Below are 26,850 nucleotides of genomic sequence, written 5' to 3' on the forward strand. Positions count from 1 at the left end.
ACTTTTAACATTATAAAAACTGATTAGTATGGCGAGCATTCCCCAACTGATGACCTAAAGGATTCCATCATGAGCAAATTGATCCATACCGTACTGGGCAGCCGCGCAGGTTATGGTTTGACGGTCTTGCGTATTTTCGTCGGTATTATCTTTGCCGCCCACGGTTCGCAAAAACTGTTCGGCTGGTTTGGCGGCGGGGGCCTGGCGGGCACGGCGCAATGGATGGAGAGCATTGGCCTGGCGCCGGGCATGTTGATGGCAGTGCTGGCGGGCGGTACCGAGTTTCTGGGCGGTCTGGCGCTGATTATTGGCTTGCTGGCGCGCCCTGCAGCCCTGGGCCTGTCGTTTACGTTGCTGGTGGCGATCTTCTCGGTGCATATCAGCAATGGCCTGTTTATGGCCAACAACGGCTATGAATTCGCCCTGGCCTTGCTGGGTGGTACCGTGGCAGTGCTGATCGAAGGTGCAGGCAAGTTGTCGATCGATCGTGCACTAGCTGACTGAAAACCCGATGCCAGTGAAAAGGCCCGCCCAGAGCGGGCCTTTTTCGTTCCAGATGATTGTTGACAGTAGTAAGCAGGTTTATCTAGGATGTTTTCTTGCGCCGATTTAAACAGCTACTTGCGGGGCGCCAGAGGGTCACAGACCGTCTAAGAGGCTTGAAACAGGCCTTGAAATACCGCTAAAGCGCTGGTTCGGTGTTGCCTCTCACCTGCCACGCAGAATCTTGAGGCGGAGAACCGATACATGAGTCACCCACGTCCCCTTGTACGTCTTGCGCCGATCTCGGCCAGCCCAACCTTGCGCAACCCAAAAATCCTCCTGGGCGGTAAGCATCAGCCTACGTTGCTGCGCTATCTCGATGGCTGGCCACGCCGCAAAGGGCGGCCTACGGCGTTTCTGATCCAGTTTGTGGAAGAGGGCGATCAACTGGCGCGATTTGCCGCTGACAGTTTTGACCTGGCGGTGATCCAGTCCCCCGATGCTGAAAATGCCGAGCGGGTGATTCACAACCTCACCCGTGTCAGCCGGCAGGGGTTGATAACCCTGCGCTGAGGCTCCAGCCCCGTAGCAGCCTCGTTCCTTCGGCAGCTGCTACGGATGGGATCAGAAACGCTCCAGCCGGTAAGGGTGCAACTCAGGCAGCGCGTGGGCACTGGTTGCCCCCGCCAACTGCGCGATCAGTTCAGCCGTTACCGCTGCCTGGGTCAGGCCCAAATGCTGATGGCCGAAGGCAAGCAGTACCTTGCCGTCGCACACCCGGTCGATGATCGGCAGTGAGTCCGGCAACGACGGGCGAAAGCCCATCCATGGCGTCGCGTCTTCAGCGCTAAGGTCATGGCGCAACAATCCTTTGCTCAGGCGATGCAGCTGCCAGGCGCGCTCCATGCTCGGCGGCGCTTCCAGGCCGGCAAATTCAACTGTACCCGCCAGCCTCAAGCCATCGCTCATCGGGGTCATGATGAATTTGCGTTCCAGTGAGGTGACGGCAAACGGCAGCCGGTCATGCTCGTGGGGCAGCATCAGGTGGTAACCGCGTTCGGTATCCAGCGGAACGTGCTTGCCGGTCAGGGTTGCGGTGAGTTTGGCCGAGTGGGCGCCGCAGGCGATCACGACCCGGCGGGCGGACACCTGGCCCTGGGCTGTCATCAGAGAAACTCCGGCCTCACTCAGTTGCCCGCCTGTGACCTGTTGCTTGAGAAACTGCACACCGCACTTTCTGGCAGCCTCTACCAGTTCGCAAACCACGCGATAGGGGTCGATAAAGTGCCCCGTGGCCGGAAAAAACAACCCGCCCTGAATCTGCTCGCTCAGTTGCGGCGCTGCCTTGTGTATGGCCCTGGCCTCCCAGAACTCGACCGGTACCTGCTGCTGGCGCATGCGTGCCTGCAGTGCCAGAAGTGGCTGCCGGGACTCGGAACGTTCGTACACCAGCAACGAACCGTCTTCGCGCATCAGGCCCGGGCAGTCAATGCCCTCCAGCAGCCTGTGCCAGGCACCCAGGCTGCTTTCGTTAAGTGCCCGAATACCGGCTACAGTGCGCTGAAAGGGTGCCTTGCGCAGGTTCAGCAGCAGACGCGTGAACCACGGCAGGGCCCGGGGCATATATTTCCAGTCCAGGCGCAGGGGGCCCATCGGGTCCATCAGCATGGCCGGCAAGCGCTTGAGAATCGACAGGTCGGCAATCGGGAACACCTGTTCGGTGGCCAGGTGCCCGGCATTGCCGAATGAGGCGCCATGGCCCGGTTCCTGCGGGTCGATGACCACCACCCGCTGGCCCTGGCGCGCCAGTTGCAGGGCACAGGCGACGCCGATGATTCCGGCGCCGACCACGGCAATGTCAGCTGTGTTTCCAGCGAAGTGATCAGGCATTTTCCAGTACTTCTCTGTGGCCATCGAGCAGGCGGCGCAAGTGCAGCGGGTTGGCGTGCTTGAGTGCCGTCGGCAACAGGCTGTCAGGGAAGTCCTGATAGCAGACAGGACGCAGGAAGCGCTGGATGGCCGCAGTGCCAACCGAGGTGGTACGGGTGTCCGAAGTCGCCGGGAAAGGCCCGCCGTGGACCATCGCGTCGCACACCTCAACCCCCGTTGGCCAGCCATTGACCAGCAAGCGACCAGCCTTGCGTTCCAGGGTCGCAAGCATGGCCCTGGCACTGTCGAGGTCGGCTTCATCCAGTTGCAGGGTGATGGTCAATTGGCCTTCAAGGTGCTCGAGCACCTGGCGGATCTCCTCGTCATCGGCGCATTGCACCACCAGCGCCGCAGCACCAAAGACTTCGGCCTGCAATGCAGGGTCGGCGAGGAAGTCCCCGGCCCGGGTCACAAACAGATGGGCCTGGCACTGGTTGGGTGTCTCCCCCCTCAAGCCGGCAGCGGCCTCTTGAGCACTGTTCAGTTCCTGCAAAGAGCCAATACCGGCTTCATAGGCCTGGAAAATCCCGGGAGTGAGCATCGTCTGGGCCGGGCTTTGCTGGACCAGCCGGGCAGCTGTGCTGATAAATCTATCCAGTGCCGGCCCTTGATGGCCGATAACCAGACCCGGGTTGGTGCAAAACTGGCCTGCCCCCTGGGTCAGAGATGCAACAAAGCCCTGCGCCAGTGATTCGCCGCGAGCCTGCAGCGCAGCGGGGAACAGCAGTACCGGGTTGATCGAGCTCATCTCCGCATACACCGGTATGGGTTCGGGGCGTGCTGCTGCCACTTTGCACAAAGCCATGCCGCCACTGCGCGAGCCGGTGAAGCCGACTGCCTTGATGCGTGGATCGCTGACCAGGGCAACACCGACTTCACGGCCGGAACCGAACAACAGGGAAAAGACCCCTTCAGGCAGGTCCGATTCTTTCACCGCACGGGCAATCGCATGGCCAACCAGTTCGCTGGTGCCAGGGTGGGCGCTGTGGGCCTTGACCACCACCGGGCAGCCGGCCGCCAGCGCCGAGGCAGTGTCGCCACCGGCCACGGAGAAGGCCAGCGGGAAGTTGCTGGCGCCGAATACCGCCACCGGCCCCAGTGGCACCTGGCGTTGGCGCAAATCTGCACGGGGCAGTGGTTGGCGCTCGGGCAGCGCGTTGTCGACCCGCACATCCAGCCATTCTCCAGCGCGTACGGTACGGGCAAAGGTACGCAGTTGCTGGCAGGTACGTGCGCGTTCACCGACGATGCGCGGGCGTGGCAGGCCTGATTCGCTGACGGCGCGGTCAATCAATTCATCGCCAAGGGCTTCGATTTCAGCGGCGATGGTTTCCAGAAAAGTGGCGCGAGTTTCCAGTGAGGTCTCGCGAAAGCTGTCAAAAGCCTCCTGGGCCAGGGTGCACGCCTGCTCGACATGTTCGCTGCCGCCGCCAAGGTAGGCCGGTTCGAGCACAGTGCCGGTGGCGGGATTGATCGCCCGGATCGCTTCGCGGTTACCGGTGATGGCTTGCTGACCGATCAGCATGTTGCCTGTCAGAGTCATGGCGTGTTCCTAAAAATGGGTTGGCTGGAACAAGGCGGCGCACATGATGTGCGCCGCTGTTCAGGGATGCAGGGCTGCGCTGCGGGTCAGGCGACGTTCTGTTCGGTGGACCAGGTTTTGTACCACTGGCGGAACAGGCTGTACTGGTTCTCGGCGTAGTGGCGTTGGGCATCGCTCAGCGCATCGGTGTCGTTGAAGTGCAGGCTGTATTCTGTGTCGCCATTGAGCACCATCAGGTGCTTGTAGTAGAGCACCAGGTCAGTGCCTTCATCGAACGACGAGAGCACCGCCAGGGCGGCTTCCAGCTCGCGGGCCAGGCGACGGGCTTTAGGGTCGCCCTTGGCCGCTTGCTTGCTCAGGGCCACCAGGTGCAACACTTCGCGAGGCAGGGCGTTGCCGATGCCGGTAATGGCGCCGGTGGCGTTGCAGTTGACGAAGCCATGCACAACCTGGGTGTCGACGCCGACCATCAGGGTCACATCATCGTCTTTGGAAGTGATGTGTTCGGCGGCGTAACGCATGTCGGCAGCACCGCCGAACTCTTTGAAGCCGATCAGGTTCGGGTATTGGCTACGCAGTTCGAAGAACAGGTCGGCGCGGGTGGCGAAGCCGTAGTACGGGCTGTTGTAGATAACCGCCGGTAGCTGTGGAGCGGCTTGCAGGATGGCGGCGAAGTGAGCTTTTTGCGCAGCAGGCGAGGCTGCACGGGACAGCAGGCGTGGAATCACCATCAGGCCCTGGGCGCCAACTTTGGCAGCGTGTGCCGCATGGGACACCGCTTCGCGGCTGTTTACGGCGCCGGTGCCGACGATGGTTGGGATGCCCGCAGCTACCAGGCGTGCCACACCTTCCTGGCGCTCGGCTTCGGTCAGCAAAGGCCAGTCACCCATGGAGCCGCAGTACACCACGGCACTCATGCCGATATCGATCAGTTCGCGGCCCTTGGCCACCAGCGCGTCGAAGTCCGGCTTGCGCTCGGCGGTGCAAGGGGTCATCAGGGCAGGCATGCAACCGGTGAAAATGTTATCGCTCATTGTTCTAACTCCTCGAGTCGTTTATTCGGATGTGTTTACGGCGAAGGGCTTAAATGCCCCACGCGAAAGGATCTTTTTCGTCGATCAGCAGCATGCTGTCGGCGGTCATATAGGCCTGGCCGGTAATGAACGGGCGAATGCGCTCGCCGTCCCATTGATAACTGCCGACAAACTGGCTGGCGGTGATGCTGGCCTGCACCCAGGGCTGGCCTGGAGCCAGCTTGCCGTCGGCGGCCAGGCACGCCAGCTTGGCGCTGGTGCCGGTGCCACAGGGCGAGCGGTCATAGGCCTTGCCCGGGCACATGACAAAGTTGCGGCTGTCGGCCTGGTCGTCGTCGGCAAACAGTTCGATATGGTCGATCAGGGCACCGTCTTCGCCGTGGATACCCTGTGCCTCAAGGGCCTTGAGCATGGTCCAGGTGTACTCGGTCAGGGCTTCGACATTGTCCAGTTGCAGTGTCTTGCCGTGATCGGAGACCAGGAAGAACCAGTTGCCGCCCCAGGCAATATCGCCCTGCACACGGCCATGCCCCGGCACCTCAACGGCGACCTGCTGGCGATAGCGGTAGGAGGGCACATTGCCTACGGTGACCTTGCCATCTGGATGCAGGGTGGCGGTGACCGGGCCGACCGGGGTGTCGATCTTGTGCTCGCCGATCTCGATCTGGCCCAGGTGATGCAGGGAGGCGATCAGGCCGATGGTGCCGTGGCCGCACATGCCCAGATAACCGGCATTGTTGAAGAAGATCACCCCGCACGTGGCATCCGCCGACACGGGCTCGCAGTACAGTGCACCGACCAGTACATCGTTGCCTCGGGGCTCCAGCAGGCAGGCCCGGCGCCATTGGTCATGCTGGTCGCGCAGGGTGTCGCGCTGCTCGGCAATGCTGCGCCCGGCCAGTTGCGGGAAGCCTTTGATCACCACGCGGGTGGGTTCGCCGCCGGTATGTGAATCAATGATATGGACTTGCTTCATGAACGTATCCCTTGGAAGAGAACAACGGCTCGGAGGACTACTGTGGTTAACGGTGTCTCAGGATGAAGTCTGGATAAACGCCCCCGTGGCGTGGCTGGCCGGGGTGTTACTGGCAAGTTCCGGGGCTTCTTCGCTGTCCTCGTCGTCTTCCAGCCGGACCAGATGAGCCGGCACGCCGGTGGCCGCGCCCCAGTAATAGATGCCCGTCGCACAAGCTGCGACGACCAGGGTGTCAAACGGGTGGGCAAGTACGCCCAGGCCACCGAAAGTGCCGAGTTTGGACAGCACCATGGTTACGGCGTAGAAGCCGATCAGCCACAAAGATGAGCGTACTTGCTGGCCCAGGCTCAGGTGGTTGGTCGGTACGAATCGCGAACACAGCAGGTACACCACGAACATCACGATTTGCAGGCCGAGCAGCCAGGACACGGTGTTCCAGCCTGACCAGTAAACAATCAGCGCAGCGACGATAAATGACAGCGGCCCCATCACCCCCATCCACTTGACCCGGAACGGGCGTGGCATGTCTGGGGCATTGCGGCGCAATGCGGCCACGGACACCGGTGCCACTGCGTAGCTCAGTACCAGGGCGGCAGATACCACGCTGATCAGGGCTTCCCAGGACGGGAAAGGCAGGGTCCAGAACACCGACAGGCCAAAGGTCAGCCACAGTGCCGGGCGCGGGATGCCGGACTTTTCATCGATGCGGGTGAAAATCTTGAAAAACGTGCCGGTTTGCGCCCAGCCATAAATCACCCGCGGTGTGGCATTCATGTAAATGTTGCCGCAGCCGCTTGGCGAGATCACCGCATCAGCCACCACCAGATAAGCCAGCCAGCCCACACCCAGAGCCAGGGCGATGTCGCGATAGGGCAATGCCAGTTCCTTGGTCACGCCGGCCCAGCCGTTGGCCAGCATTTCAGTGGGTACGCCGCCGAGGAAGGCCACTTGCAGCAGCACATAAATCACGGTCGACAACAGGACCGACAGGATCAGGGCAATCGGGATGGTGCGTTGCGGGTTCTTCACTTCACTGGCCACCGAAATGATCGGTGTCAGGCCCAGATAGGCGAAGATAATGCCGCCTGCAGAAACGGCCATCTGCACGCCCGACAGGCCGAACGGGGCGAAGCCCTGGGCGTAGAGATTTTCCGGTTTGAAGAAGGTGAACAGCACGCCGATGACCAGCAGCGGCACGATAAATTTGAATACGCTGACCAGGTTATTGGCCATGGCGAAGGTCTTCACGCTTCGGTAGTTGAGCATGAAAAACAGGCACAGCAGGCCGAACTGCAGGAGCCAGCCCAGGATCGAAGGGTCACTGGAGCCGGCCTTGGTCAGCTCGGGGAACCATGCCGCGGCGTATTGGCGGGCGGCGACCACTTCAATTGCCACCAGGCTGGAGAAGGCGATCAGGGTGATAAAGCCCATCAAGTAACCGAGCAACGGGCCATGGGAGTAAACCGGGTAACGAATGACGCCACCGGCGCGCGGCAGGGCAGCGCCCAGCTCGCAGTAAACGATGCCTAGCAACAGCACGGAAAAACCGCCCAGCAGCCAGGAAAAAATCCCAGCCGGGCCAGCGATCGCCGACACATGACTGGCTGCAAACAACCAGCCGGAACCGAAGATGGCACCCAGACCGATAAAGGTCAGGTCCATCAGTGAGAGCTGTTTCTTGAATTTGCCTTTACCTGACATAGCGTCGCCTTTTTGTGAGTTATTGGTTAGGCAGGTGTGATGTCATTTGCCATTGCGCCAATACGGTTGGCGGGTGTGCAATGGCGCTAGATTGAACGTCGGGGAAAGTTTGCGATTGATCTTTTCCATTGAAGCCGATGACGAAATCAGCACAATGCACCCAGGCGGCCGATACCTGGCCAGTGGTGGGAGAGTGAGTTTTATGACGCAGAATGCTTTTGCAATCCTGAGCCAGGGCAGCGAGTTGAGCCGCCCCGAGAGTCTTGAGCAGTTGCTCTCGGGGGTAGCCCTGTTGCTACCGATGCTCGATGCCATCCCCAATGCCGCGATCTTCATCAAGGACAATGCCGCGCGCTATGTACTGGCCAACCGCACCCTGGTCCAGCGCTGCGGCCTCAAGCAGTTGCAACCCCTGCTCGGCAAAACCAGCGCCGAGGTATTCCCCGCGCAGTTGGGGCCGGGCTATACCGAGCAGGATCGCCAGGTGCTGGAGCAGGGGCTGGTGCTTGAGGACCAGCTGGAACTGCATCTGTACGGGACCCGGGAGCCTGGCTGGTGCCTGACCCACAAGCGCCCGCTGTACAATCTCCAGGGCGAGATCATCGGCCTGGCCGGGATCTCCGTGGACTTGCAATCAGCCAGTGATACCCACCCGGCGTACCAGCGGCTGGCGGCAGTGGATGAGCACATTCGCACGCATTTCAACCGCCGCGTTACCCTGGGTGAGTTGACCCGTATTGCCGGAATCTCCGTGGCGCAACTGGAGCGCTACTGCAAGCGTGTGTTTCACCTGACGCCACGGCAGATGATCCAGAAGGTGCGTCTGGAACACGCCCATCGGCTGTTGCTGACCGATATTCCGATTACCCAGGTGGCCCTGCAGTGCGGATACACCGACCACAGCGCATTCACCCGCCAATTCAAGGCATTGACCGGCTTTACCCCGCGCCAGTATCGCCAGGCCACGGCACAGTGAGAGTGTCGCTGCGCTTGTGATTTTTATCAGCGCCTCTATGTATTTCGTCGCGCCGGGGTGCTAAGAGTCTGCCCTGGCCAATGCAACCTGCTGGAGAACGACCGCGAGTGAGTACCAACATCATCACCAGGCAAGGCCATGAAGCCCTGAAGCAGGAGCTTGACTACCTGTGGCGGGAAAAACGCCCGGATACCACACGCAAGGTGACCTGGGCAGCATCACTGGGTGATCGCAGCGAAAACGCTGACTACCAGTACAACAAGAAGTTGCTGCGCGAGATTGACCGACGGGTGCGCTACCTGCGCAAGCGCCTCGAGGATGTACGGGTGGTTGATTACTCGCCGGAGCAGGAAGGCCGGGTGTTTTTTGGTGCCTGGGTCGAAATTGAAAACGAGGCCGGGGACGTCAAGAAATTCCGCATTGTGGGTTACGACGAAATCTACGGACGCAACGACTACATCTCCATCGACTCACCGATGGCCCGTGCGCTGTTGAAGAAAGAGGTGGGCGACGAGGCAGTGGTGCAGACCCCGAGCGGGGAAGTGCTGTGGTGGATCAACGAGATTTATTACGAGAAAAGCTAGGGTAAAACCTGGGCGGATATTTAGCCGCTGCAGGGTTTAACTGGTGTACCGCGTACATATCCGGCATCTGCGTTTAACTGGAATATTGGTTTCGCCCTTACGGCGAGTCACTTTTTCCAGACGCCGAAAAAGTAACCAAAAAGGCTTGCCCCTGGCGTACGGCCTTCGCTGCGCTCAGGTTCCCTCGTTCCGGTCCCGCTCCGTGGGCCCGCCGCCACGGGCCATCCATGGCCCATCGCGGCTCTCCCGGCATCCATGCCGGTCGACCCACTGCGCAGAACCTCCTCTCGGCCTCCCGATGGGGCGGGTAGATCAAGATCAAAAGCCGTCGAGGCGGCCGACCGGCCGGCCTGTTTGAATGCAGGATTTTCGACCGACATATCTCCCTGTGGGAGCCGGGCTTGCCCGCGATGCAGGCACCTCGTTCTATCTCGAGGAACAAAGTGCTGCCATCGCGGGCAAGCCCGCTCCCATAACAGAGCCGGAGGGAGGGAGCCGGCGAACCTTGGCGAATCGGCCGAGTGGTAGGGCGAGGACCTTTTGGTTCCTTTTGGGTCCTTTCAAAATGGACTCGCCGTAAGGGCGAAACCAATATTTCAGTTAAACGCGAATGCAGGATATGTACGCGGCGTAACAGTTGAATCCCAAAACGACGATCGCAGCCTCGCTGCGCTCGTCAACGCCAGGATTTATAGTGTCTGGCCATATCAACCCTCGCGCAACACCGTCAACGGGCTGGCATTCAGCGCCCTGCGTGTGCCAAACACGCCCGCACCGCCCACCATCACCGCGCCCAACACCGGCAACAGCAACAACCACGGATGTGGGTGCCACGGCAGGTCAAAGGCAAAGCGGTAAAGCACCAGACTGACCAGTTCGGCCCCTAGCGCCGCCAGCAGGCCGCTGGTGGCGCCCAGCAAGCCGAACTCGATGCGCCGGGCCTTCACCAGCAGTTGCCGCTCGGCCCCCAGCGCGCGCAGCAGGGCGCCCTGGCGAATGCGTTCATCCAGGGTGGATTGCAAGCCGGAAAACAGCACCGCCATGCCCGCCGCCAACACAAACAGCAGCACGTATTCCACAGCAATGGTCACTTGCGCCAGGATGCTGCGCAGTTGCTCCAGCAATGCATCGATAGGCAAGATGGTCACGGCCGGGAAGGTGCGCGACAGTTCGATGATTTCCTTGTCGTGTCCCGGTGCCAGGTAAAAGCTGGTGAGGTAGGTGGCCGGCAAGTCCTGCAAGGTGCCAGGCTGGAAAATCATGAAAAAGTTGGGCTGGAAGTTGTCCCAGTTGATGCTGCGCAAACTGGTGACCCGTGCTTCGCGATTGACACCGGCAATGGTGAAGGTCATCAGGTCGCCCAGCTTCAGCTTGAGGCTTTCGGCGACTTTGGCTTCCACTGAAACGCCCGGCACATCGCCTTCGGGCTTCGGGCCCCACCAGCTACCTGCTGTCAGCTGGTTTTCGGCAGGCAGGTCAGCCGCCCAGGTCAGGCTCAGGTCGCGCTGGATGGCCTTGTCGCCACTGGAGTCCTTGCTGACGATGTCTTGCACCGGTTCGCCATTGATGCTGATCAGACGCCCCGGAATGACCGGGTACAGCGGCGCAGCGCGGGCCTGAAGGGTCATCAGGTGGGCGCCGAAAGCCTCCTTGTCGGCCGGCAGGATATTCAGCGCAAAGTAGTTGGGTGCATCTTTGGGCAACTGGTTTTGCCAGGTGTCGAGCAATTCGCCGCGCAGCAGGGCGATCAGGGCCATCGACAGCAGGATCAGGCCAAAGGCCAGGGCCTGGCCCGCCGCGGCCAGCGGATGGCGCAGCAACTGACCCAGCCCCAGGCGCCAGGGCAGTGAGGCACGGGCCAGCAGGCGGCGCAGACTTTGCAGGCCCAGCAGCAGGATTCCGCCAAGCACCACGGCGGCAATCACGCCACCCCCGAGCAGGGCGAAGGTCAGCACCAGGTCCAGGCTCATGCGCCACATGATCAGCCCCAGTGCCAGCAGCGCCGCGCCGTAGACGGTCCAGGTGCTGGACGGAATCGGCAGCAAATCGCGGCGCAACACCCGCAGTGGAGGTACGCGGCCCAGTGCCGCGAGCGGCGGCAAGGCGAAACCAGCCAGCGCCACCAGCCCGGTACCCATCCCGGCAATCGCCTGCATCAGGCCGCCGGGCGGTACGTTAGCCGGTAGCAGGTCATGCAACAGGGCGAACAGTCCAAGTTGCGCGAGCCAGCCGAGAAAGGCGCCGGCGAGGCTGGCCATCAGCCCGAGCACACTCAGTTGCAGGGTAAACAACCAGAGTGTTTCGCGCCGTGACAGGCCGAGGCAACGCAGCAGGGCGCTGGCATCGAAACGCCGATTGGCAAAGCGGGTGGCAGACAACGCCACGGCCACGCCCGCCAGCAGCACCGCCACCAGGCTGGCCATGTTCAGGTAACGCTCGGCCTTGCCCAGCGCACCGCCGATCTGCTGGTTGCCGTCACGGCCGTCCAGGAGGCGCTGGTTGGCGTCCAGGCCAGGCTTGATCACCTGGCGATACGATTCCAGCGCCGGTGCTTCACCGCGCCACAGTTCGCGGTAGGTGACACGGCTGCCCGGTTGTACGATGCCGGTGGAGGCAAGGTCGTCCAGATTGATCAGTACTCGTGGGGTCAGGCTGTAAAGGTTGCCGGCCCGGTCGGGTTCGTAAGTCAGCACGCGGGTGATACGCACGGTTTTTGAACCGACATCGATTTCATCGCCGACCTTCAGGTCCAGCGCGGTCAGCAGTCGGGCTTCGGCCCAGGCCTCACCGGATTTGGGACCGCCCCCAGGCTGTTCTTCGGCATAGGGCTGCGGGGCGCTTTTCAGTTCGCCGCGCAACGGGTAGGCATCGTCTGCCGCCTTGATGCTGGAGAGCTGAATGCCATTGTCGGTGGCAATCACGCTGGCGAATTCGACCACCCGGGCGTGTTCGAGGCCCAGGTCGTTGCCGACCTTGATTTGTTCTTCACGGGCCGGGGCCGTGCCATCAAGCACCAGGTCGGCGCCGAGGAACTCGGTGGCACGCAACAACATCGCGCCATTGAGGCGGGCACCGAAGTAGCCGATGGCCGTGCTGGCCGCCACGGCGACCAGCAGGGCGAAGAACAGCACCCGCAGCTCGCCGGCGCGGGCATCGCGCAGTAATTGGCGTACGGCCAGACTCAGCATGCGCAACAGCGGCAGACGTGCCATCAGGGCTCCAGAGGGCCGACCAGATGGCCAGCTTCAAGACGGATCAGGCGCCGGCAACGATGGGCCAGGCGTTCGTCATGGGTCACCAGCACCAGGGTGGTGCCGTTTTCCTTGTTCAGTTCAAAGAGCAGGTCGGTGATGCGCTCGCCAGTGTGGCTGTCCAGGTTGCCGGTGGGTTCATCGGCAAACAGCACGTCGGGATTGGCGGCAAATGCCCGGGCAATGGCAACCCGTTGCTGCTCGCCGCCGGACAGCTGGCGTGGCGAGTGACTCAGGCGCTGGCCCAGGCCGACGCGTTCCAGCAGGTGGCGGGCATGCTCGCGGGCATCCTTGCGACCCTCCAGTTCCAGCGGCAGCATGACGTTTTCCAGGGCATTGAGGCTGTCGAGCAGCTGGAATGACTGGAACACAAAGCCCACGTGTTCGGCCCGCACCCGGGCGCGCTGGTCTTCGTCCAGGGTGCTCAGGGCTCGCCCGGCCAGGATTACTTCGCCCTGGCTGGGCAGGTCGAGGCCGGCGAGCAGGCCCAGCAGCGTCGATTTGCCTGAACCTGAGGCGCCGACAATCGCCAGGCTGTCGCCCTTGCTCAGTTCGAGGCTCAAGGAGTGCAGGATGGTTAACTCGCCTTCCGCGCTGGGAACCACTTTGCTAAGGTTCTGCGCGGTGAGAATACTTTCGCCCATGGAGAATCCAATGCGTGTGTGGTTTTTAAGTGTTGCTCTGGCCCTGATGTGCGTGGCACAGACGGCAACGGCGGGAACTGTCTTGATCGTCGGCGATAGTATCAGCGCGGCTTTCGGCCTGGATACCCGTCAGGGATGGGTGTCTTTGCTCGAACAGCGGCTCAGGGAGCAAGGCTACGACGACAAGGTGGTCAATGCTTCGATCAGTGGCGACACCAGCGCCGGAGGGCTGGCGCGGCTTCCTGCGCTGCTTGCAGAGCATAAACCGGATGTAGTGATTATCGAGCTGGGTGGCAACGATGGCCTGCGCGGGCAGCTCCCTGCGCAATTGAAACAAAATCTTGCAGGAATGATCGATGCCTCGCAGCAGGCGGGTGCCAAGGTGTTGCTGTTGGGGATGCAATTGCCGCCCAATTATGGCGCGCGTTACACCCGGGCTTTTGCTGCGGTGTACAGCGAGCTGGGCAAGGAAAAAAACGTTGCCCTGGTGCCGTTTTTGCTTGAGGGCGTGGGCGGCAAGCCCGAACTGATGCAGGCCGATCGCATCCACCCGGCAGTCGGTGCGCAGGGGCTTTTGCTGGATAATGTGTGGCCGGCGTTAAAACCCCTGCTTTGATGCTTTTCTAGTGGCAGTGTTTCGGCTAAGGTGGCGCCCCCCCGATTTGGAGCCCTCGATGTCGCGTCCTGCCTGGTCTTTATATGCCTATCAACTGATCGAGCCCGATGAGCAGCTCGATCTGTTCGCCTGCCAGGAGGTACGGGTGCATCTGGTGACACGTCAACTGGAGCTGGGAGGCACCATTGACCGCACCTTGTGTGGCTCATTGCTGCCGGCGCAACCGCGTTGGTCGGATGTCACCCGCAAGGTGTTTCAGGACCACCGGTTATGCCCGCTGTGCCGGGCAATCATCGAGTCGCAGCGCCGGGGCACGGAGCCCATCTGGCCAGAGTTGCGCTTTGAACTATGATCTTACCTGTTTGATGCCCTGACCGGCTCACGCTCCCCGTGGGCGCGGTGTACACTCCCTTTTTTTGTCCCCCGTTGATTATGCGAAGGATGTTCCGGATGTTGTCGCGCCTACCTGCAGTTACCCGCTACCTGTCCGTTGCCGCACTTTGTGTTGCGGGTCCCGCGGTCGCGCTTGAATTCCCGCTGCCACCGCCTGGCGAAGATGTCGTTGGCGAAGTGCAGGTGATCAAAGGCAAGTACGAAGACTCCTTTGCCGACCTGGGTAACCAGTACGAGCTGGGCTATTCGGAAATGATCGCTGCCAACCCCGGGGTAGACGCCTGGCTGCCGGTCAAAAAGAACCCGGACGGCACCCTCGTCGATACCGATATCGTGTTGCCGACCCAGTTCATCCTGCCGCCGGGTAAGCGTGAGGGGATCGTGATCAACCTCGCCGAATACCGCCTGTATTATTATCCCAAGGACCAGAACAAGGTTTACACCTTCCCGCTGGGGATTGGCCGCGAAGGTTGGGGATCGCCCCTGGGGCAAACCAAAATCACCGCCAAGACGCCCAATCCGACCTGGACACCGCCGGCTTCGATCAAGGCCGAGCACGCCAAAAATGGTGACCCGCTGCCTAACGTGGTGCCCGCAGGCCCCGATAACCCGCTGGGTCCGTTCAAGTTCACCCTCGGCATGCCGGGCTACCTGATCCACGGCTCCAACGCCAAGTTCGGCATTGGCACGGGCACCAGCCACGGCTGCTTCCGCATGCTTAACCAGAACGTGCTGCAAATGGCGCAGATGGTGCCGGTGGGTACGCCGGTGCGGATCATCAACGAGCCGTACAAAATTGGCGTCAGTGGCGGCAAGGTGTTCCTTGAAGTTCACGAGCCGTTGAACGTGAAGGATGGTTCGTTGCTGGCCGTGAGCGACAAGTCGCACTTGACCCCTGAAGACTTGCAGAACAAGTACGCAGGCTTCATGAACTTCCTGCTCAAGCATCAGGACCTTGAAAACAGCATCCAGATAGACAAGGATCTGGCATTCCCGGTAGTGGGAGCAGAAACCGGCATACCTGCAGTAATAGGCACAACCAATACCGGTATGGCTACTGGCCAGTCGCTGGATTATGTGCAGTAAGCCGTACTGAACAAGCGCAATAAAAAGCCGCCCCGGTTAATACCCCTGGCGGCTTTTTTATTGCCTGTTTAGTGACCGGCAGGCAATAAAAAAGCCGACCTATAAATAGGTCGGCTTGATAACAGTCCCGAAGGACTATTACTTGCGGCTTGCTTTTTCAAGCATGCGCAGAGCGCGCTCGTTAGCTTCGTCAGCAGTCTGTTGTGCTTTTTGAGCAGCAGCCAGAGCTTCATCAGCTTTACGGTAGGCTTCGTCAGCACGAGCCTGGGAGCGAGCTGCTGCATCTTCAGTTGCAGTCAGACGGGCTTCAGTTTCTTTAGATACGCTGCTGCAACCGGTAGCCAGAACTGCGGCCAATGCCAGAGCAGAGAATTTCAGAACGTTGTTCATCGTGTTCCCCTTCAAGGACTTTCTAATTGAAGCTGTTCCTTCAAAGTGAGGAAACAGCCGGCGTACATAGTACCCATTACTTGTAGTAAGTAAAATGACCTAGCGCAAGAACCAAAAAAAATAATTGGCTGGCAATCTCGGTAGGCTAGCTTTAACAGATTGTGTTTGTAAAACAGTCAGTTTGGAGTGCCCTAAGTGGCATCAGAGTGATGGCGCAGCGTGACTTTAAGTGCGGTTGAACGTCATAGCCTCCACCTTCCGGAAAATGTTCAGGGCCGGGTCAAGGATGTCGGGCCGGCGAAACGTTGGTGCGGGCCTGATCTGCTGACAACTGGCTGCCCCGGGAAGTGAACATTTGCACTAGAGTGGCTACTCTCTAATCAGGCCTGCCGGCACATCCCGGGCTGGCAGCGCGTGCGTGATGGCGTAGTAGTTCCCTCGGCGGAAAAACATCAGTAAGGTAGGGGTCACACTACAAGACCCGCGAGGAGCAATGATGAGCGAGGCGTTGTCTATCCACCATGACCAGGCAGGTCACCAGTTTGAGACCACTGTCGACGGTCATCGTGCTTACCTGACCTACATGGATCTGGGTAAGCAGACTCTGGATATCTATCGCACGTTTGTGCCTAACGCCCTGCGTGGTCGGGGTATTGCGGCAGCCTTGACGGAGCAGGCGCTCGATTACGCAGACAAGATGGGCTATGAGGTGATTCCCTCATGTTCATACGTTGAGCGCTATATGGAACGCCACAAGCGCCCTCAGGCCAATACCTGAAGAACACGCACACAAAAACGCCGGGCATGCCCGGCGTTTTTGTGTGCGTCTGCAACCGTGCGGAACTGGCGCCAAACTATTGTGGGAGCGAGCAAGCCCGCTCCCACATGGGCTGTTAGCCGCGGGTGCGCTTTGGCAACACATCCTTGAGCTTGGCATGCATGCTGCGCAAGGTGGTCTCGGTAGCCGACCAGTCGATGCAGGCATCAGTGATCGACACGCCGTACTGCAAGTCTTCAAGGTTTTTAGGAATTGCCTGGCAGCCCCAGTTCAAGTGACTCTCAACCATCAGGCCGATAATCGACTGGTTGCCCTCGACGATCTGGTTGGCCACGTTTTCCATGACCAGCGGCTGCAGGGCCGGGTCCTTGTTGGAATTGGCGTGGCTGCAATCGACCATGATGTTCGGGGTGATCCTGGCCTTGGTCAGTGCCTGCTCGCAGAGCGCAACGCTGACGGAGTCATAGTTCGGTTTGCCGTTGCCGCCGCGCAATACCACATGACCGTAGGCATTGCCCTTGGTGGTGACGATCGACACGCCGCCTTCCTGGTTGATACCCAGGAAACGATGCGGGCTTGAAACCGACTGCAAGGCATTGATCGCAACCGTCAGGCCGCCATCGGTGCCGTTCTTGAAGCCTACGGCCGAAGACAGGCCGGACGCCATTTCACGGTGAGTCTGGGACTCAGTGGTGCGTGCGCCGATGGCCGACCAGCTGATGAGGTCCTGCAAGTACTGCGGGGAAATCGGGTCGAGGGCTTCAGTTGCGGTTGGCAGGCCCATTTCGGCCAGGTCCAGCAGCAGCTTGCGACCAATATGCAGACCGTCCTGGATCTTGAACGAGTCGTCCAGATACGGGTCGTTGATAAGGCCTTTCCAGCCCACGGTGGTACGGGGCTTTTCGAAATAAACCCGCATGACCAGATACAGCGTGTCGCTGACTTCAGCCGCAAGCACCTTCAGGCGCTCGGCGTATTCATGGGCAGCCTTGAGATCGTGAATCGAGCAAGGCCCGATGACAACGAACAGTCGATGGTCAGTGCCATCCAGGATGTTGCGAATCACCTCGCGCCCTTTGGTCACGGTCCGCAGCGCTGTTTCGCTGAGAGGAATCTCGCGTTTGAGCTGTTCAGGGGTGATCAGGGTTTCGTTGGAGGCAACGTTTAGGTCGTCGATCGGTAAATCAGCCATCGTGTTACTCGTCAGGTCACGGGTGCCGGCCGCCAGCGATCCCCGTGCGGCGGAGCACAGCTTGATTGAGCGCATCGGGGAGCCGAACCTTAACGCGTTATCCGGTAGGTCGACAATGGGCAGGTACAGCTTTAATCCAGCACGGCCTGCGCCATTGCGTGGTCCATGGTGGCTTGCGAGAACTCCACGGCGTGATGAGTGACCCATTCCAGAGCCAGGGCTTGCAGGTCCTGGGGGCAGGGGCTTTGTTGCTGCTGCAGGCGTGAGAAGTGTTCGATCTGACAGACCTGTTCGCCCATTCGCGCACCAAACAGGGTTTGTTCATCAATCAAGGCAACGCCGATGCGGTAACCCTCCTTGCGCTTTTCGCACCAGGCTATATAGCCCGGATAACGTGCGTTTTCCCCCAGGGTAGGCATGGACATATCAACGGCGGTGCCGCATCGCCAGCTTCTGTCGCTGTTGCATGCCACGCCGCCGAGGCTGATAGAGTGCAGCTTCTGGCGCGGCAGTGAAGGTTGGTTGCGTAGCGTTATCTCAACGGGAATATCATCTGGGTGAGGTAAAAAACGACCCATGAATTCGGACTCCAGGTGCCATTAAATTAGTATTGTCTTATGAGTATAGTGACTGCGATGGAACTGACTGACTTTGATGCCGACCAGCTACTGCTGGCACTTCCCGGCACCTCGCTGGTCATCTTTACCGGTGCGGGCTGTTCGGCGTGCCGAGTGGCCCGGCGCATGCTGCCCGACATGCAATTGCCCGTTGAACGGTTGTGCTGGATTGATGCCGGCAACAACGGCGGGTTGGTCGAGCGCTACGAAATTTTCCATCTGCCTAGCCTGTTTGTGGTGCACAACGGGGCCTTTTACGGTGAGTTGAAATCGCGCCTGAGCGAAGGTGAGCTGGCACATCATGTTCGGCTGGCCTTGATGCTTGAGCCTGACGAGCTACCGTGAAGCAACGTTTGAACCCGCTTTAGTGCTGTGGAGGCGATATGAGCAAAGGCTTAAAGGGCAAGCTGGTGCTGGCCATTTCTTCTCGGGCCCTGTTCGACTTGAGCGATAGCCATCAGGTGTACCTGGCCCAGGGGATCGAGGCGTACCGGCAATACCAGATCGAACATGAAGATGAAGTACTGGCCCCGGGGGATGCCTTTGCGCTGGTCAAGAAGCTCCTGAGCTTTAATGCCAGCCTTGGCCGGGAGCGGGTCGAGGTGGTGCTGGTCTCGCGTAACAGCGCCGATACCGGGCTGCGGGTGTTCAATTCGATCCAGCATTACGGCCTGAATATTTCCCGGGCAGCGTTCTCGGGCGGGCGCAACCCCCATCCCTATCTCAATGCTTTTGGTTGTGATCTGTTTTTGTCGACCCATGCCGAGGATGTGCGCAGTGCCCTGGATGCGGGTTTTGCAGCCGCAACCATTCTCTCGGGTGGCTCACTGCGTGCCGAAAGCAATGAACTGCGGATTGCCTTTGACGGTGATGCGGTGCTGTTTTCCGACGAGTCGGAGCGGGTTTTCCAGTCCGGAGGCCTGGAGGCATTTCAGTCCCTTGAGCGCGAATCTGCGCGCAATCCGCTGCGGGGCGGGCCCTTCAAGGGCTTTCTGGAGGCTTTAAACCTGTTGCAACGCGAGTTCCCCGATGACAACTGCCCGATTCGCACTGCGCTGGTCACTGCCCGTTCGGCTCCTGCCCATGAACGGGTGATCCGCACGTTGCGTGACTGGGACATTCGTCTGGATGAATCGCTTTTTCTGGGCGGGCTGGATAAATCGGCCTTTCTCGAAGCCTTTGCTGCGGATGTATTTTTTGATGACCAGGCCGGTCATTGCGAGAGGGCGCGCCAGGTGGTGGCGACCGGCCATGTGCCTCACGGCATCAGCAATGAATCCAGGGATTTCGCCCCCGAATAAGCATTGCCGGCGAGTTGCCGAGCGGAGCATCGCACTTGTCCCGACGCTGCTAAGCTCAACTTACTTCGTATATTGACGCTGTCGGGAAGGTCGCATGATTCGCTCAATCCTGTACGCCACTGACCTCGGCATTTACGCGCCCGTTGTGATGCAGCATGCGCTTGGAATGGCCCGCAGTTTCAGCGCCGATCTGTTTGTGTTGCATGTGGTTGAGCCCATGGGCCTGTTTGCCGAGTCGGTACTGCAGAGCTATCTCGATGAGCAGGCGTTGAGCGAGCTGCACCAGCAGGGCATGAGCACAATGCTTTCCAATATCGAGTTGCGGGTATTGGAGAGTCTTCGCGAAGAGTTGGCGGGGTGGGAACAGGAACTGGCCTTGATCCGATCGGTCAAGGTTATTCAAGGGGAGCCTTCACACGTCATTCTGGAGCAGTCGCAAAAGCTTTCAGTAGACCTGCTCATACTGGGCAGTCATGCCCAGCCCTCGGGGGGCGAATCGCATTTGGGGCGTACGGCCGCCCGAGTTATCGAGCTGGCCAAGATACCGGTGTATCTGGTGCCCCTGATGCAGCGCCGGCGCAGTGCTGATGTGTAAGGCTGATGAATCAATAAAAATGATAAAAAAGTTCTAGATTTCTTATTCCAACCTTCCATATAGTTATATATCGCCGCCGATGCCTTGGCGCCTATCAGCTTTGAGGGATGCATATGAAGCTTCAACAATTGCGCTACATCTGGGAAGTGGCGCACCACGACCTCAACGTTTCGGCCACCGCGCAGAGTCTTTACACCTCACAGCCGGGTATCAGCAAACAGATCCGCCTGCTTGAAGACGAACTGGGCGTCGAGGTATTTGCCCGCAGCGGCAAACATCTGACTCGCGTCACTCCGGCTGGCGAGCGCATCATCACGACCGCTGGCGAGATCCTGCGCAAGGTCGAAAGCATCAAGCAGATCGCCCAGGAATTCTCCAACGAGAAAAAGGGTACGCTGTCGATTGCCACCACCCACACCCAGGCGCGTTATGCATTGCCGCCGGTGATCAGCAACTTTATCAAGCAGTATCCGGACGTAGCCCTGCATATGCACCAGGGTTCGCCCATGCAGATCGCCGAGATGGCCGCCGATGGCACTGTCGATTTTGCCATTGCCACTGAAGCCCTTGAGCTGTTCGGCGACCTGGTGATGATGCCGTGCTACCGCTGGAATCGCTGCGTCGTGGTGCCTCAGGGTCACCCGCTGACCAAACTGCCAAAGCTGACCCTCGAAGCGCTGGCCGAATACCCGATCGTGACCTATGTGTTCGGCTTTACCGGTCGCTCCAAGCTCGACGAGGCGTTCAGCCATCGTGGCCTGACCCCTAAAGTGGTATTTACCGCTGCCGACGCCGACGTGATCAAAACCTATGTGCGTTTGGGCCTGGGTGTTGGCATCGTGGCCAAAATGGCCGTCGACACCAATCTGGATAAAGATCTGGTGGTCCTTGATGCCAGCGAGCTGTTCGAGTCCAGCATCACCAAAATCGGTTTCCGTCGTGGCACTTTCCTGCGCGGATTCATGTGCGACTTTATCGAGAAATTTGCCCCGCACCTCACCCGTGAAGTGATGGCCAAAGCGATTGCCTGCCACAACAAGCAAGAGCTGGAAGAGCTGTTTGAAGGCGTGGAATTGCCGGTTCACTGATTCGCCGGCCCTGTACTACCCCTGTGGGAGCGGGCTTGCCCGCGATGGCATCGACGCGATCTGATTCAAGGATCGCGCCGTCTGCATCGCGAGCAAGCCCGCTCCCACATTTGGTTCGCAGGGCTGTAATTGCTGCACACTGGCCAGGCGCTGGCTGAGCGCTTTATGGATATTTATTTAGTGCCCGCCAGAAACGCACTTATTTGAAACTAAGGGCTCCACTGACTTCCAGGAGCCCGGACATGAATCACCCCATCCATAGCACTTGCCCCGCCAGGCGCGCGTTGCGCACAGGGGGGATGAATGACGATACGCAAGGAAACGGTCCCGAAACACAGGCGTTGCTTAGACCAAGACCGGAGCTAAGCCCCAGATTTATCAGCGCCGATGACGCTGCGGTCTATGCCCATGACCTGATCGGCAACCGTCGTGACAAAGAGTACGGTGGTTTTATCCTGAGCAAGGACGGCCGGTTTTACGCGACATTGCCGGTGTGCAGCGACGGGAACCTGTTTCGTCCGTCCGATGTGCTTTCGCGAGCCTCTAATGGCGATATGGTGCCGCCGCAAGGCTACGTGCTTGAAGGCCTCTATCACTCACATGCAGCGTTCCAGCGAACAATTTTGGCAGGTGATCCCGAAAGCGAGTTGCAGGACAATTTTTTCTCGTTGATGGACTTGCGCATGGCCATAGCCTTTCGCCATAACTATCCGCGTTTGTACTTGTCCAGCGTGGATCAAAGCCTGATCTGCTATGCGGCCAGCGGCTCGGCCCAGGAGCTGGCGCTGGAACCGTTGCTGATGCTGGTACACCCGCAAACGCCTGATCACCTTGAGCAGTCGTATCCGCCTAGCATTTTTCTGCCCAGCCACCTGCTGTCGATGGTGCATGTCGCCGGGGAGCTGACTGTGGTGCTTGCGGGCTCGTTCTGGCGCAGGCGCGGCAGGATTTCCGCGGGGTGGCGGGAATGGCAGGCGCAAATCCTCTGGGAGGCCGACGTGCCGCCCATTTATGGGCCCGCTCTTGCCAGTGCCGATGCCGCTGCATTGTTTGCCCACAGCCAACTGAGCCAAGGTCGCCAGACCCAGCAGGCGGGCTTTATCCTCAAACATTCGCAAACTTCATCGTTTATTTGCACCCGGCCCCTGTCAACGGTCTACCGCACGTTCGACCGACCTGAGGTTTTTCCCAGGAACAGCGGCGGCATACCGCAATTGCCAGAGGGCTATCAGATGAACGCGGTGTATCACACGGCGGATGTCCATCGCTATACCGTGCCTGTGGCGCAGGCTCGCGTGTTGAGCGACTTTTTGAGCCCGGACAACCTGTGGGTCGATTTCTTATTGATGCAGGCGACCCCCGGCACACGTGCCTATTTTTCTGCACCGGAGGGGGCGTTATTGTCCTGTAGGCGCTTTTCGGAAGACGCCGAGCGCGAGTTGATCGCCAGCGTTACCCACCCGGATGACTTCACCAGCCCATTGGACAGGCAGTTGGCCCGGGGCCAAGTGGACGCAACGGCTTATGTGCGACGTGTCGCGGCTGCGTTTGTCCTCCAGGTGGTAAAGACAGACGCAGTCTGGACTCAGGCGGGCCAGGTCATGGACAACTGGGTGCCGTTTGCACCCGTTGTCGAATAAGCGGGTTATTGCTGCTCGACGTTGCGTGCGTGGCGATAGTCGCTGACCGCGTCATACACCGCCTTGCGCAGGCGGTTGATCCCGCCAATCGGCCGGTGTTCCTCAATGCCATGCCATGGGCTGAACGACAGGTTGTCACAAGCCAGATTCTGGCCTGGCGTGTCAAAGTCCTGAGCTGGCACCTTGACCCGTGCGACGGTTTCAAAGGGCGCGTCCGATTCTTTCCACTCGATGCTGGTGTCTTCGATCGGCATAAAACGATTGGCGTCCTGACGCTGGATCTGCAGCACAAAGCAGGCGGGCACCCGATCCGTTGACAGTTGCTGGTTCAAGGCGTTACGCAAAAAATTGGGCAGCGCCTCATTCTGCTTGGGCAGGCTGTAAGCCGGGCAACTGTCGGGGTCAGGGGCTACGCGGTACTTGGCATTGGCTGTGCCGAACTTGTAGGGCGACACAGAAAAATATGTCGTTTGTGTCGGGCTGGTCGGGGCAGGCGCCAGGGTAGCCAGGGCGATAAACAGATGGCGCACTTGCCAGCTGCGCGGGTCCCAGGACGGGAAAAACGCCAGGACCTTTTTGCCATCGGCTTGCGCGCCGATGTTCTGGCGGTATTCAGCGACATCGCTGACAAAGAAATTGGGATGGTTGAACATCACAAAGTCCTGCTCGGTGCGCCCTTGCTGGCCTGGCATCAGTTGAGTACCGGGCACGTCCTGCAACTTGATGGCCATGCCGCGGGCATCGCGAATGCTGTCGAACTGCGGGTAGGCGTTGCCATTGGACAGGCGCATCACCGCTTGCCAGGTTTTGCCCGGCGTGGCAAACACACCCTGGCGCAGCGCCGGGTCGAGGTCGGCGAGCACCTCGACTTCGGCCTTGACGCAGCCGTGGGCCTTGGCATGGGCATCGCGCAAGTAGCGGGTGTTTTCGCGGTGCTGGTCGACGATGCGGATTGCGGTCTGGATGGTGTCCCGGGTCATGGCGGCTTCACCGTCCGGGATCTGCTCGCGCGCCGAAACCGGCCCGCGATGTTGCCAGGCGTACCAGCCGGAGGCCAGCGCCCAACCGAGCAAGCCCAGGGCAACGAGCAGTAAAAGCAGCTTGCCCAGCCATTTGCCGAGTCGAAGCCAGAAAGTGGTCAGCATGCAAACATCCTTTTAGCGATTTTTTTCAGATGACGGAGATCTTTCATGGCTGTGGCAATTCCTGCTCAAGAGGACCGCCGAGCACTTTCAGGTACTCCAGCAATGCCCAGCGTTCTTCGGGTTGCAGCAGCCGCCCGATGACCCCGTTGCCGCGAGGGCCGGCGCGGAACTCGTGACCGCTGTTGTGGTTGCCGCTGATGCGGGTGTCGAGTACAAAACCGCCGTCAAAGGCCTCGGTGCGATAGCCCAGGTGGCGCGGGTCATATTCAAAACTGCCGCGATAAAAGGTCTGATCACGCTCGGCCTGAGGCGAGAGCAATTGGTACACCGTAGGCACCGAACCATTGTGCAGGAAGGGTGCTGTGGCCCAGATCCCGTCCAGCGGCCGCGCCTTGTAGGCACGCACCTCCAATACGCCGATCGGCAAGCCAAAGCCGTTGAGGCGATCCTGTTCTTCGGGGCCGATATTGGCATCGTGATAGGCACGCTTTTCAACAAAGGCGGTGACATAGGCCAGGCCCTTGGCCACAGACAGCTTGCTCATGTCCAGAGGTGCGTCGGTCCTGGGGTACAGGTCGACGTTCATCCTGGCCAGCTCCTCTGCGTCCCATTGCAGCGCACTGAGGTCGTAGCGGTTGTCGGCGATATTATTGGCGGTATTGGGGTCGGTACCGATCACTTCCACAGGCAGCAACTTGAGTTGCTTGACCATCCGCCCGTTTTCTTCAACTTCAGGCGGCACATGGCAACCGGCGCAGTTTTCGCTGAACAGGGTTCGACCCTTGGCCGCCAGTGGGCGGTCAATTTTACCGAACAGCGCTTCAGGCCAGACCGGTGGTTTGAGCTTTTGCAGGGTTTCTTCGATCAGGTGCAGATCGTTGACGCGAACACTGGACGGATAACGGGCATCGCCCTGCAGGGGTTGGCCATGTTTGTCGAAAAAGTTCAGGGTCGCGCCCACGCCAAGCGCCTCACCGATGTTGCGTGCCATCGGCTGCTTGGCTGACCCGTTCCACTGCACCCAGTCGAAGGTCCACATGTCCCACAGGTGCGGATAGTCTACCGGGGCATTGGCTACGCGATAGTTGTCGGGGGAAATCGCGTCGCCGAAACTGGCGTTGGCGATCCGGCCGAAGGCATCGGTACGGCCCGGGCCTTCGAGTGTCGGATAAAGGCCGCGATGGGTATCGTTCCAGGCCACGCCAAGGAAGGTGTCCAGCGATGCCTTGAAGTCCTTGCGCAGTTGCTGGTGCTGCGCATCATATTGATCGCCCAGTACGGTGCGGGCGAATCGTTCGAATTTCCACGGGTTGTAGTAGGTCGCTGCGAGGCTGGCGACCAGCGCCTGGCCGAAGCTGCCGCCGCGCAGGGTTGGCACGCTCGATGGCAGCACATGCTGTGCCGGAGCCCCGTCAATGCGCACCGCCTGGCCTTTGAAACGCAATTCGCCGGTGTGGCAGGCCGCGCAGGTGATATCCAGATACTCCACGTTGCTGCCGGGGTTCTGGTGGCGGGTAAAGCCTACTGGCAGGTTACCCGGGTTGGCAGCACTGGCCTGCTGCTTGGGGTCCACCAGAAAGCCGAAGCGCGCCAGGTACTCGGGGGCCGCGAAGGGTTGTTTGGAAAACGGCAGCTCCAGGGCGCTGAACCAGTCGTAATGCAGGCCTTTAACCTGAGTGCCCTGGGGGGTGTAGTAGTAGGTCTGGCGCTCAGCAGGACTCCACTGATCCAGGTAGTGCAGTTGCTGCACAGGCTGGTAGGCTGGCAGTTTTGGATTGGCAACAAAATAGATCACCAGGCCAAGGCCCATGGCTACAGCCACCAGCAGCCCCAGCAGAACACGGTAAAACAGACGCACAGTAACGCTCCTTGTAAAAATAATTACAGCCTTATGCCTCAGCTGCGGTCAGGCATCAAGAGAGCAGGGGGGTGCATTGCCGGGTTTACCGATGTGTTAACAAAAGTTGCGGCTAAAATGAATTGTTATTAATGCATGAACTTATCCACCAATTGCCTCTCTTATGCCGGTAGCCATTGGTCGCGGCCGCCTGATAAGCTCGCGGCTTTATTCGATTGCCCATTTGGCGCATGAACAAGGAAATAGCATGAAACAGCATCGGTTGGCGGCAGCTGTGGCCCTGGTAAGCCTGGTACTGGCGGGTTGTGATTCGCAGACCAGCGTAGAGCTGAAAACTCCGGCGCAAAAAGCCTCGTACGGCATTGGCCTGAACATGGGCAAGAGCCTGGCTCAAGAAGGCATGGATGATCTGGATTCCAAGGCCGTAGCCCAGGGCATCGAAGATGCCGTCGGCAAAAAAGAGCAAAAGCTTAAGGATGACGAACTGATCGAAGCGTTCGCAGCCCTGCAAAAACGTGCCGAAGAACGTCTGACCAAAATGAGTGAAGAAGCCTCTGCGGCAGGCAAAAAATTCCTCGAAGAAAATGGCAAGAAGGCCGGTGTTGTCACTACCGCTTCCGGCTTGCAGTACGAAGTTATCAAGAAAGCCGATGGCCCTCAGCCAAAAGCTACCGACGTAGTCACTGTTCACTATGAAGGCAAACTGATCGACGGCAAGGTGTTCGACAGCTCGGTTGAGCGCGGCAGCCCGATTGATTTGCCGGTTAGCGGCGTGATCCCGGGTTGGGTTGAAGGCCTGCAACTGATGCACGTTGGCGAGAAGTACAAGCTGTATATCCCTAGCGAACTGGCTTACGGCGCGCAAAGCCCGAGCCCGGCTATCCCGGCCAATTCGGTGCTGGTATTCGACCTGGAGCTGCTGGGCATCAAAGACCCTGCAAAACCGGCACAAGACGCTGCCCAGTAAGCAGCTTCTGGTACAGGCAACGCCCCGTCTCGACGGGGCGTTGTCGTTTATGTAGTCCACCTT

26 protein-coding genes are annotated in these 26,850 nt (G+C 59.7%); 14 read left to right on the forward strand and 12 right to left on the reverse strand.

Annotated elements, in window-relative coordinates; all coding sequences use genetic code 11:
* Nucleotides 1–69: 69 nt before the first annotated feature.
* Together GHN92_RS09805 and GHN92_RS09810 are read left to right on the forward strand one after the other, a co-directional pair.
* Complete coding sequence (locus tag GHN92_RS09805) at nt 70–504, forward strand: DoxX family protein (RefSeq protein ID WP_095002159.1); 435 nt, start codon at nt 70–72, stop codon at nt 502–504.
* Between the two features lie 243 nt (nt 505–747).
* Complete coding sequence (locus GHN92_RS09810; RefSeq protein WP_133144914.1) at nt 748–1,056, forward strand: class I SAM-dependent methyltransferase; 309 nt, start codon at nt 748–750, stop codon at nt 1,054–1,056.
* Between the two features lie 51 nt (nt 1,057–1,107).
* Here GHN92_RS09810 and GHN92_RS09815 read toward each other — a convergent pair whose 3' ends face one another.
* The 5 genes from GHN92_RS09815 to GHN92_RS09835 form a co-directional block, all read right to left on the reverse strand.
* Nucleotides 1,108–2,373, reverse strand: coding sequence for an FAD-binding oxidoreductase (locus GHN92_RS09815; protein ID WP_095002157.1), 1,266 nt, complete (start codon nt 2,371–2,373; stop codon nt 1,108–1,110).
* Complete coding sequence (locus GHN92_RS09820; protein WP_095020267.1) at nt 2,366–3,955, reverse strand: aldehyde dehydrogenase (NADP(+)); 1,590 nt, start codon at nt 3,953–3,955, stop codon at nt 2,366–2,368. Before GHN92_RS09820 ends, GHN92_RS09815 begins: the two co-directional genes overlap by 8 nt.
* A gap of 86 nt (nt 3,956–4,041) precedes the next feature.
* Entirely contained in the window at nt 4,042–4,989 is a 948-nt protein-coding gene (locus GHN92_RS09825) for a dihydrodipicolinate synthase family protein (protein WP_153379977.1), read from the reverse strand.
* A 49-nt stretch (nt 4,990–5,038) separates the two neighbouring features.
* A complete protein-coding gene (locus GHN92_RS09830; RefSeq protein WP_133144916.1) occupies nt 5,039–5,965 on the reverse strand; it encodes a 4-hydroxyproline epimerase in 927 nt (308 codons plus the stop codon).
* 57 nt (nt 5,966–6,022) lie between these two features.
* Complete coding sequence (locus tag GHN92_RS09835; protein WP_095002153.1) at nt 6,023–7,666, reverse strand: APC family permease; 1,644 nt, start codon at nt 7,664–7,666, stop codon at nt 6,023–6,025.
* A gap of 202 nt (nt 7,667–7,868) precedes the next feature.
* On the opposite strand from GHN92_RS09835, the gene GHN92_RS09840 reads away from it, so the two are divergent.
* Both GHN92_RS09840 and greB read left to right on the forward strand, forming a co-directional pair.
* On the forward strand, nt 7,869–8,642 hold the full coding sequence (locus GHN92_RS09840) for an AraC family transcriptional regulator (protein WP_095002272.1): 774 nt from the start codon (nt 7,869–7,871) through the stop codon (nt 8,640–8,642).
* Between the two features lie 107 nt (nt 8,643–8,749).
* Complete coding sequence (greB, locus tag GHN92_RS09845; RefSeq protein ID WP_029611319.1) at nt 8,750–9,226, forward strand: transcription elongation factor GreB; 477 nt, start codon at nt 8,750–8,752, stop codon at nt 9,224–9,226.
* Nucleotides 9,227–9,933: 707 nt separating this feature from the next.
* On the opposite strand, the gene GHN92_RS09850 is transcribed toward greB, so the two are convergent.
* Entirely contained in the window at nt 9,934–12,438 is a 2,505-nt protein-coding gene (locus tag GHN92_RS09850; protein ID WP_153379979.1) for an ABC transporter permease, read from the reverse strand.
* Nucleotides 12,438–13,121, reverse strand: coding sequence for an ABC transporter ATP-binding protein (locus tag GHN92_RS09855; protein WP_095002151.1), 684 nt, complete (start codon nt 13,119–13,121; stop codon nt 12,438–12,440). Before GHN92_RS09855 ends, GHN92_RS09850 begins: the two co-directional genes overlap by 1 nt.
* 10 nt (nt 13,122–13,131) lie before the next feature.
* On the opposite strand from GHN92_RS09855, the gene GHN92_RS09860 reads away from it, so the two are divergent.
* The 3 genes from GHN92_RS09860 to GHN92_RS09870 all read left to right on the forward strand — a co-directional run bounded on the left by GHN92_RS09860 (nt 13,132) and on the right by GHN92_RS09870 (nt 15,216).
* Nucleotides 13,132–13,737 (forward strand): arylesterase, encoded by a 606-nt coding sequence (locus GHN92_RS09860; RefSeq protein WP_153379981.1) that lies wholly within the window; start codon nt 13,132–13,134, stop codon nt 13,735–13,737.
* 58 nt (nt 13,738–13,795) lie between these two features.
* Nucleotides 13,796–14,089: a hypothetical protein gene (locus GHN92_RS09865; protein WP_003446817.1), complete on the forward strand. Its 294-nt coding sequence runs from the start codon at nt 13,796–13,798 to the stop codon at nt 14,087–14,089.
* Nucleotides 14,090–14,187: 98 nt separating this feature from the next.
* Nucleotides 14,188–15,216: a L,D-transpeptidase family protein gene (locus tag GHN92_RS09870; protein WP_095002149.1), complete on the forward strand. Its 1,029-nt coding sequence runs from the start codon at nt 14,188–14,190 to the stop codon at nt 15,214–15,216.
* A gap of 138 nt (nt 15,217–15,354) precedes the next feature.
* Here GHN92_RS09870 and oprI read toward each other — a convergent pair whose 3' ends face one another.
* On the reverse strand, nt 15,355–15,606 hold the full coding sequence (gene oprI, locus GHN92_RS09875; RefSeq protein ID WP_003172710.1) for an outer membrane lipoprotei OprI: 252 nt from the start codon (nt 15,604–15,606) through the stop codon (nt 15,355–15,357).
* Nucleotides 15,607–16,102: 496 nt separating this feature from the next.
* Between oprI and GHN92_RS09880 the strand changes: the two genes are divergently transcribed.
* Entirely contained in the window at nt 16,103–16,384 is a 282-nt protein-coding gene (locus GHN92_RS09880) for a GNAT family N-acetyltransferase (RefSeq protein ID WP_019827604.1), read from the forward strand.
* Nucleotides 16,385–16,499: 115 nt separating this feature from the next.
* Here GHN92_RS09880 and GHN92_RS09885 read toward each other — a convergent pair whose 3' ends face one another.
* Together GHN92_RS09885 and GHN92_RS09890 are read right to left on the reverse strand one after the other, a co-directional pair.
* The gene (locus GHN92_RS09885) at nt 16,500–17,576 is read right to left on the reverse strand and encodes a 3-deoxy-7-phosphoheptulonate synthase (RefSeq protein WP_095002271.1); all 1,077 of its coding nucleotides are present in this window, start codon (nt 17,574–17,576) and stop codon (nt 16,500–16,502) included.
* A gap of 131 nt (nt 17,577–17,707) precedes the next feature.
* Complete coding sequence (locus GHN92_RS09890) at nt 17,708–18,154, reverse strand: PilZ domain-containing protein (RefSeq protein ID WP_095002147.1); 447 nt, start codon at nt 18,152–18,154, stop codon at nt 17,708–17,710.
* Nucleotides 18,155–18,211: 57 nt separating this feature from the next.
* Between GHN92_RS09890 and GHN92_RS09895 the strand changes: the two genes are divergently transcribed.
* The 5 genes from GHN92_RS09895 (at nt 18,212) to GHN92_RS09915 (ending at nt 22,817) form a co-directional block, all read left to right on the forward strand.
* Nucleotides 18,212–18,538, forward strand: coding sequence for a thioredoxin family protein (locus GHN92_RS09895; protein ID WP_095020265.1), 327 nt, complete (start codon nt 18,212–18,214; stop codon nt 18,536–18,538).
* 38 nt (nt 18,539–18,576) lie between these two features.
* Nucleotides 18,577–19,494, forward strand: a complete 918-nt coding sequence (locus GHN92_RS09900) for a 5'-nucleotidase (protein WP_095002145.1) — start codon at nt 18,577–18,579, stop codon at nt 19,492–19,494.
* A 94-nt stretch (nt 19,495–19,588) separates the two neighbouring features.
* Nucleotides 19,589–20,089, forward strand: a complete 501-nt coding sequence (locus GHN92_RS09905; RefSeq protein ID WP_095002144.1) for a universal stress protein — start codon at nt 19,589–19,591, stop codon at nt 20,087–20,089.
* Nucleotides 20,090–20,202: 113 nt separating this feature from the next.
* Nucleotides 20,203–21,177, forward strand: a complete 975-nt coding sequence (gene cysB, locus GHN92_RS09910) for an HTH-type transcriptional regulator CysB (RefSeq protein WP_016780131.1) — start codon at nt 20,203–20,205, stop codon at nt 21,175–21,177.
* 242 nt (nt 21,178–21,419) lie between these two features.
* Complete coding sequence (locus GHN92_RS09915; protein WP_133144919.1) at nt 21,420–22,817, forward strand: DUF4329 domain-containing protein; 1,398 nt, start codon at nt 21,420–21,422, stop codon at nt 22,815–22,817.
* A gap of 5 nt (nt 22,818–22,822) precedes the next feature.
* Here GHN92_RS09915 and GHN92_RS09920 read toward each other — a convergent pair whose 3' ends face one another.
* On the reverse strand, nt 22,823–23,962 hold the full coding sequence (locus GHN92_RS09920) for a catalase family protein (protein WP_133144920.1): 1,140 nt from the start codon (nt 23,960–23,962) through the stop codon (nt 22,823–22,825).
* Between the two features lie 43 nt (nt 23,963–24,005).
* The gene (locus tag GHN92_RS09925; protein WP_095002142.1) at nt 24,006–25,820 is read right to left on the reverse strand and encodes a di-heme-cytochrome C peroxidase; all 1,815 of its coding nucleotides are present in this window, start codon (nt 25,818–25,820) and stop codon (nt 24,006–24,008) included.
* A gap of 247 nt (nt 25,821–26,067) precedes the next feature.
* On the opposite strand from GHN92_RS09925, the gene GHN92_RS09930 reads away from it, so the two are divergent.
* The gene (locus tag GHN92_RS09930) at nt 26,068–26,787 is read left to right on the forward strand and encodes an FKBP-type peptidyl-prolyl cis-trans isomerase (RefSeq protein WP_095002141.1); all 720 of its coding nucleotides are present in this window, start codon (nt 26,068–26,070) and stop codon (nt 26,785–26,787) included.
* Nucleotides 26,788–26,850 lie beyond the last annotated feature (63 nt).

This window comes from Pseudomonas sp. FSL R10-2964 (assembly GCF_009600035.1).
GTDB classification, from domain to species: Bacteria; Pseudomonadota; Gammaproteobacteria; order Pseudomonadales; family Pseudomonadaceae; genus Aquipseudomonas; species Aquipseudomonas bubulae.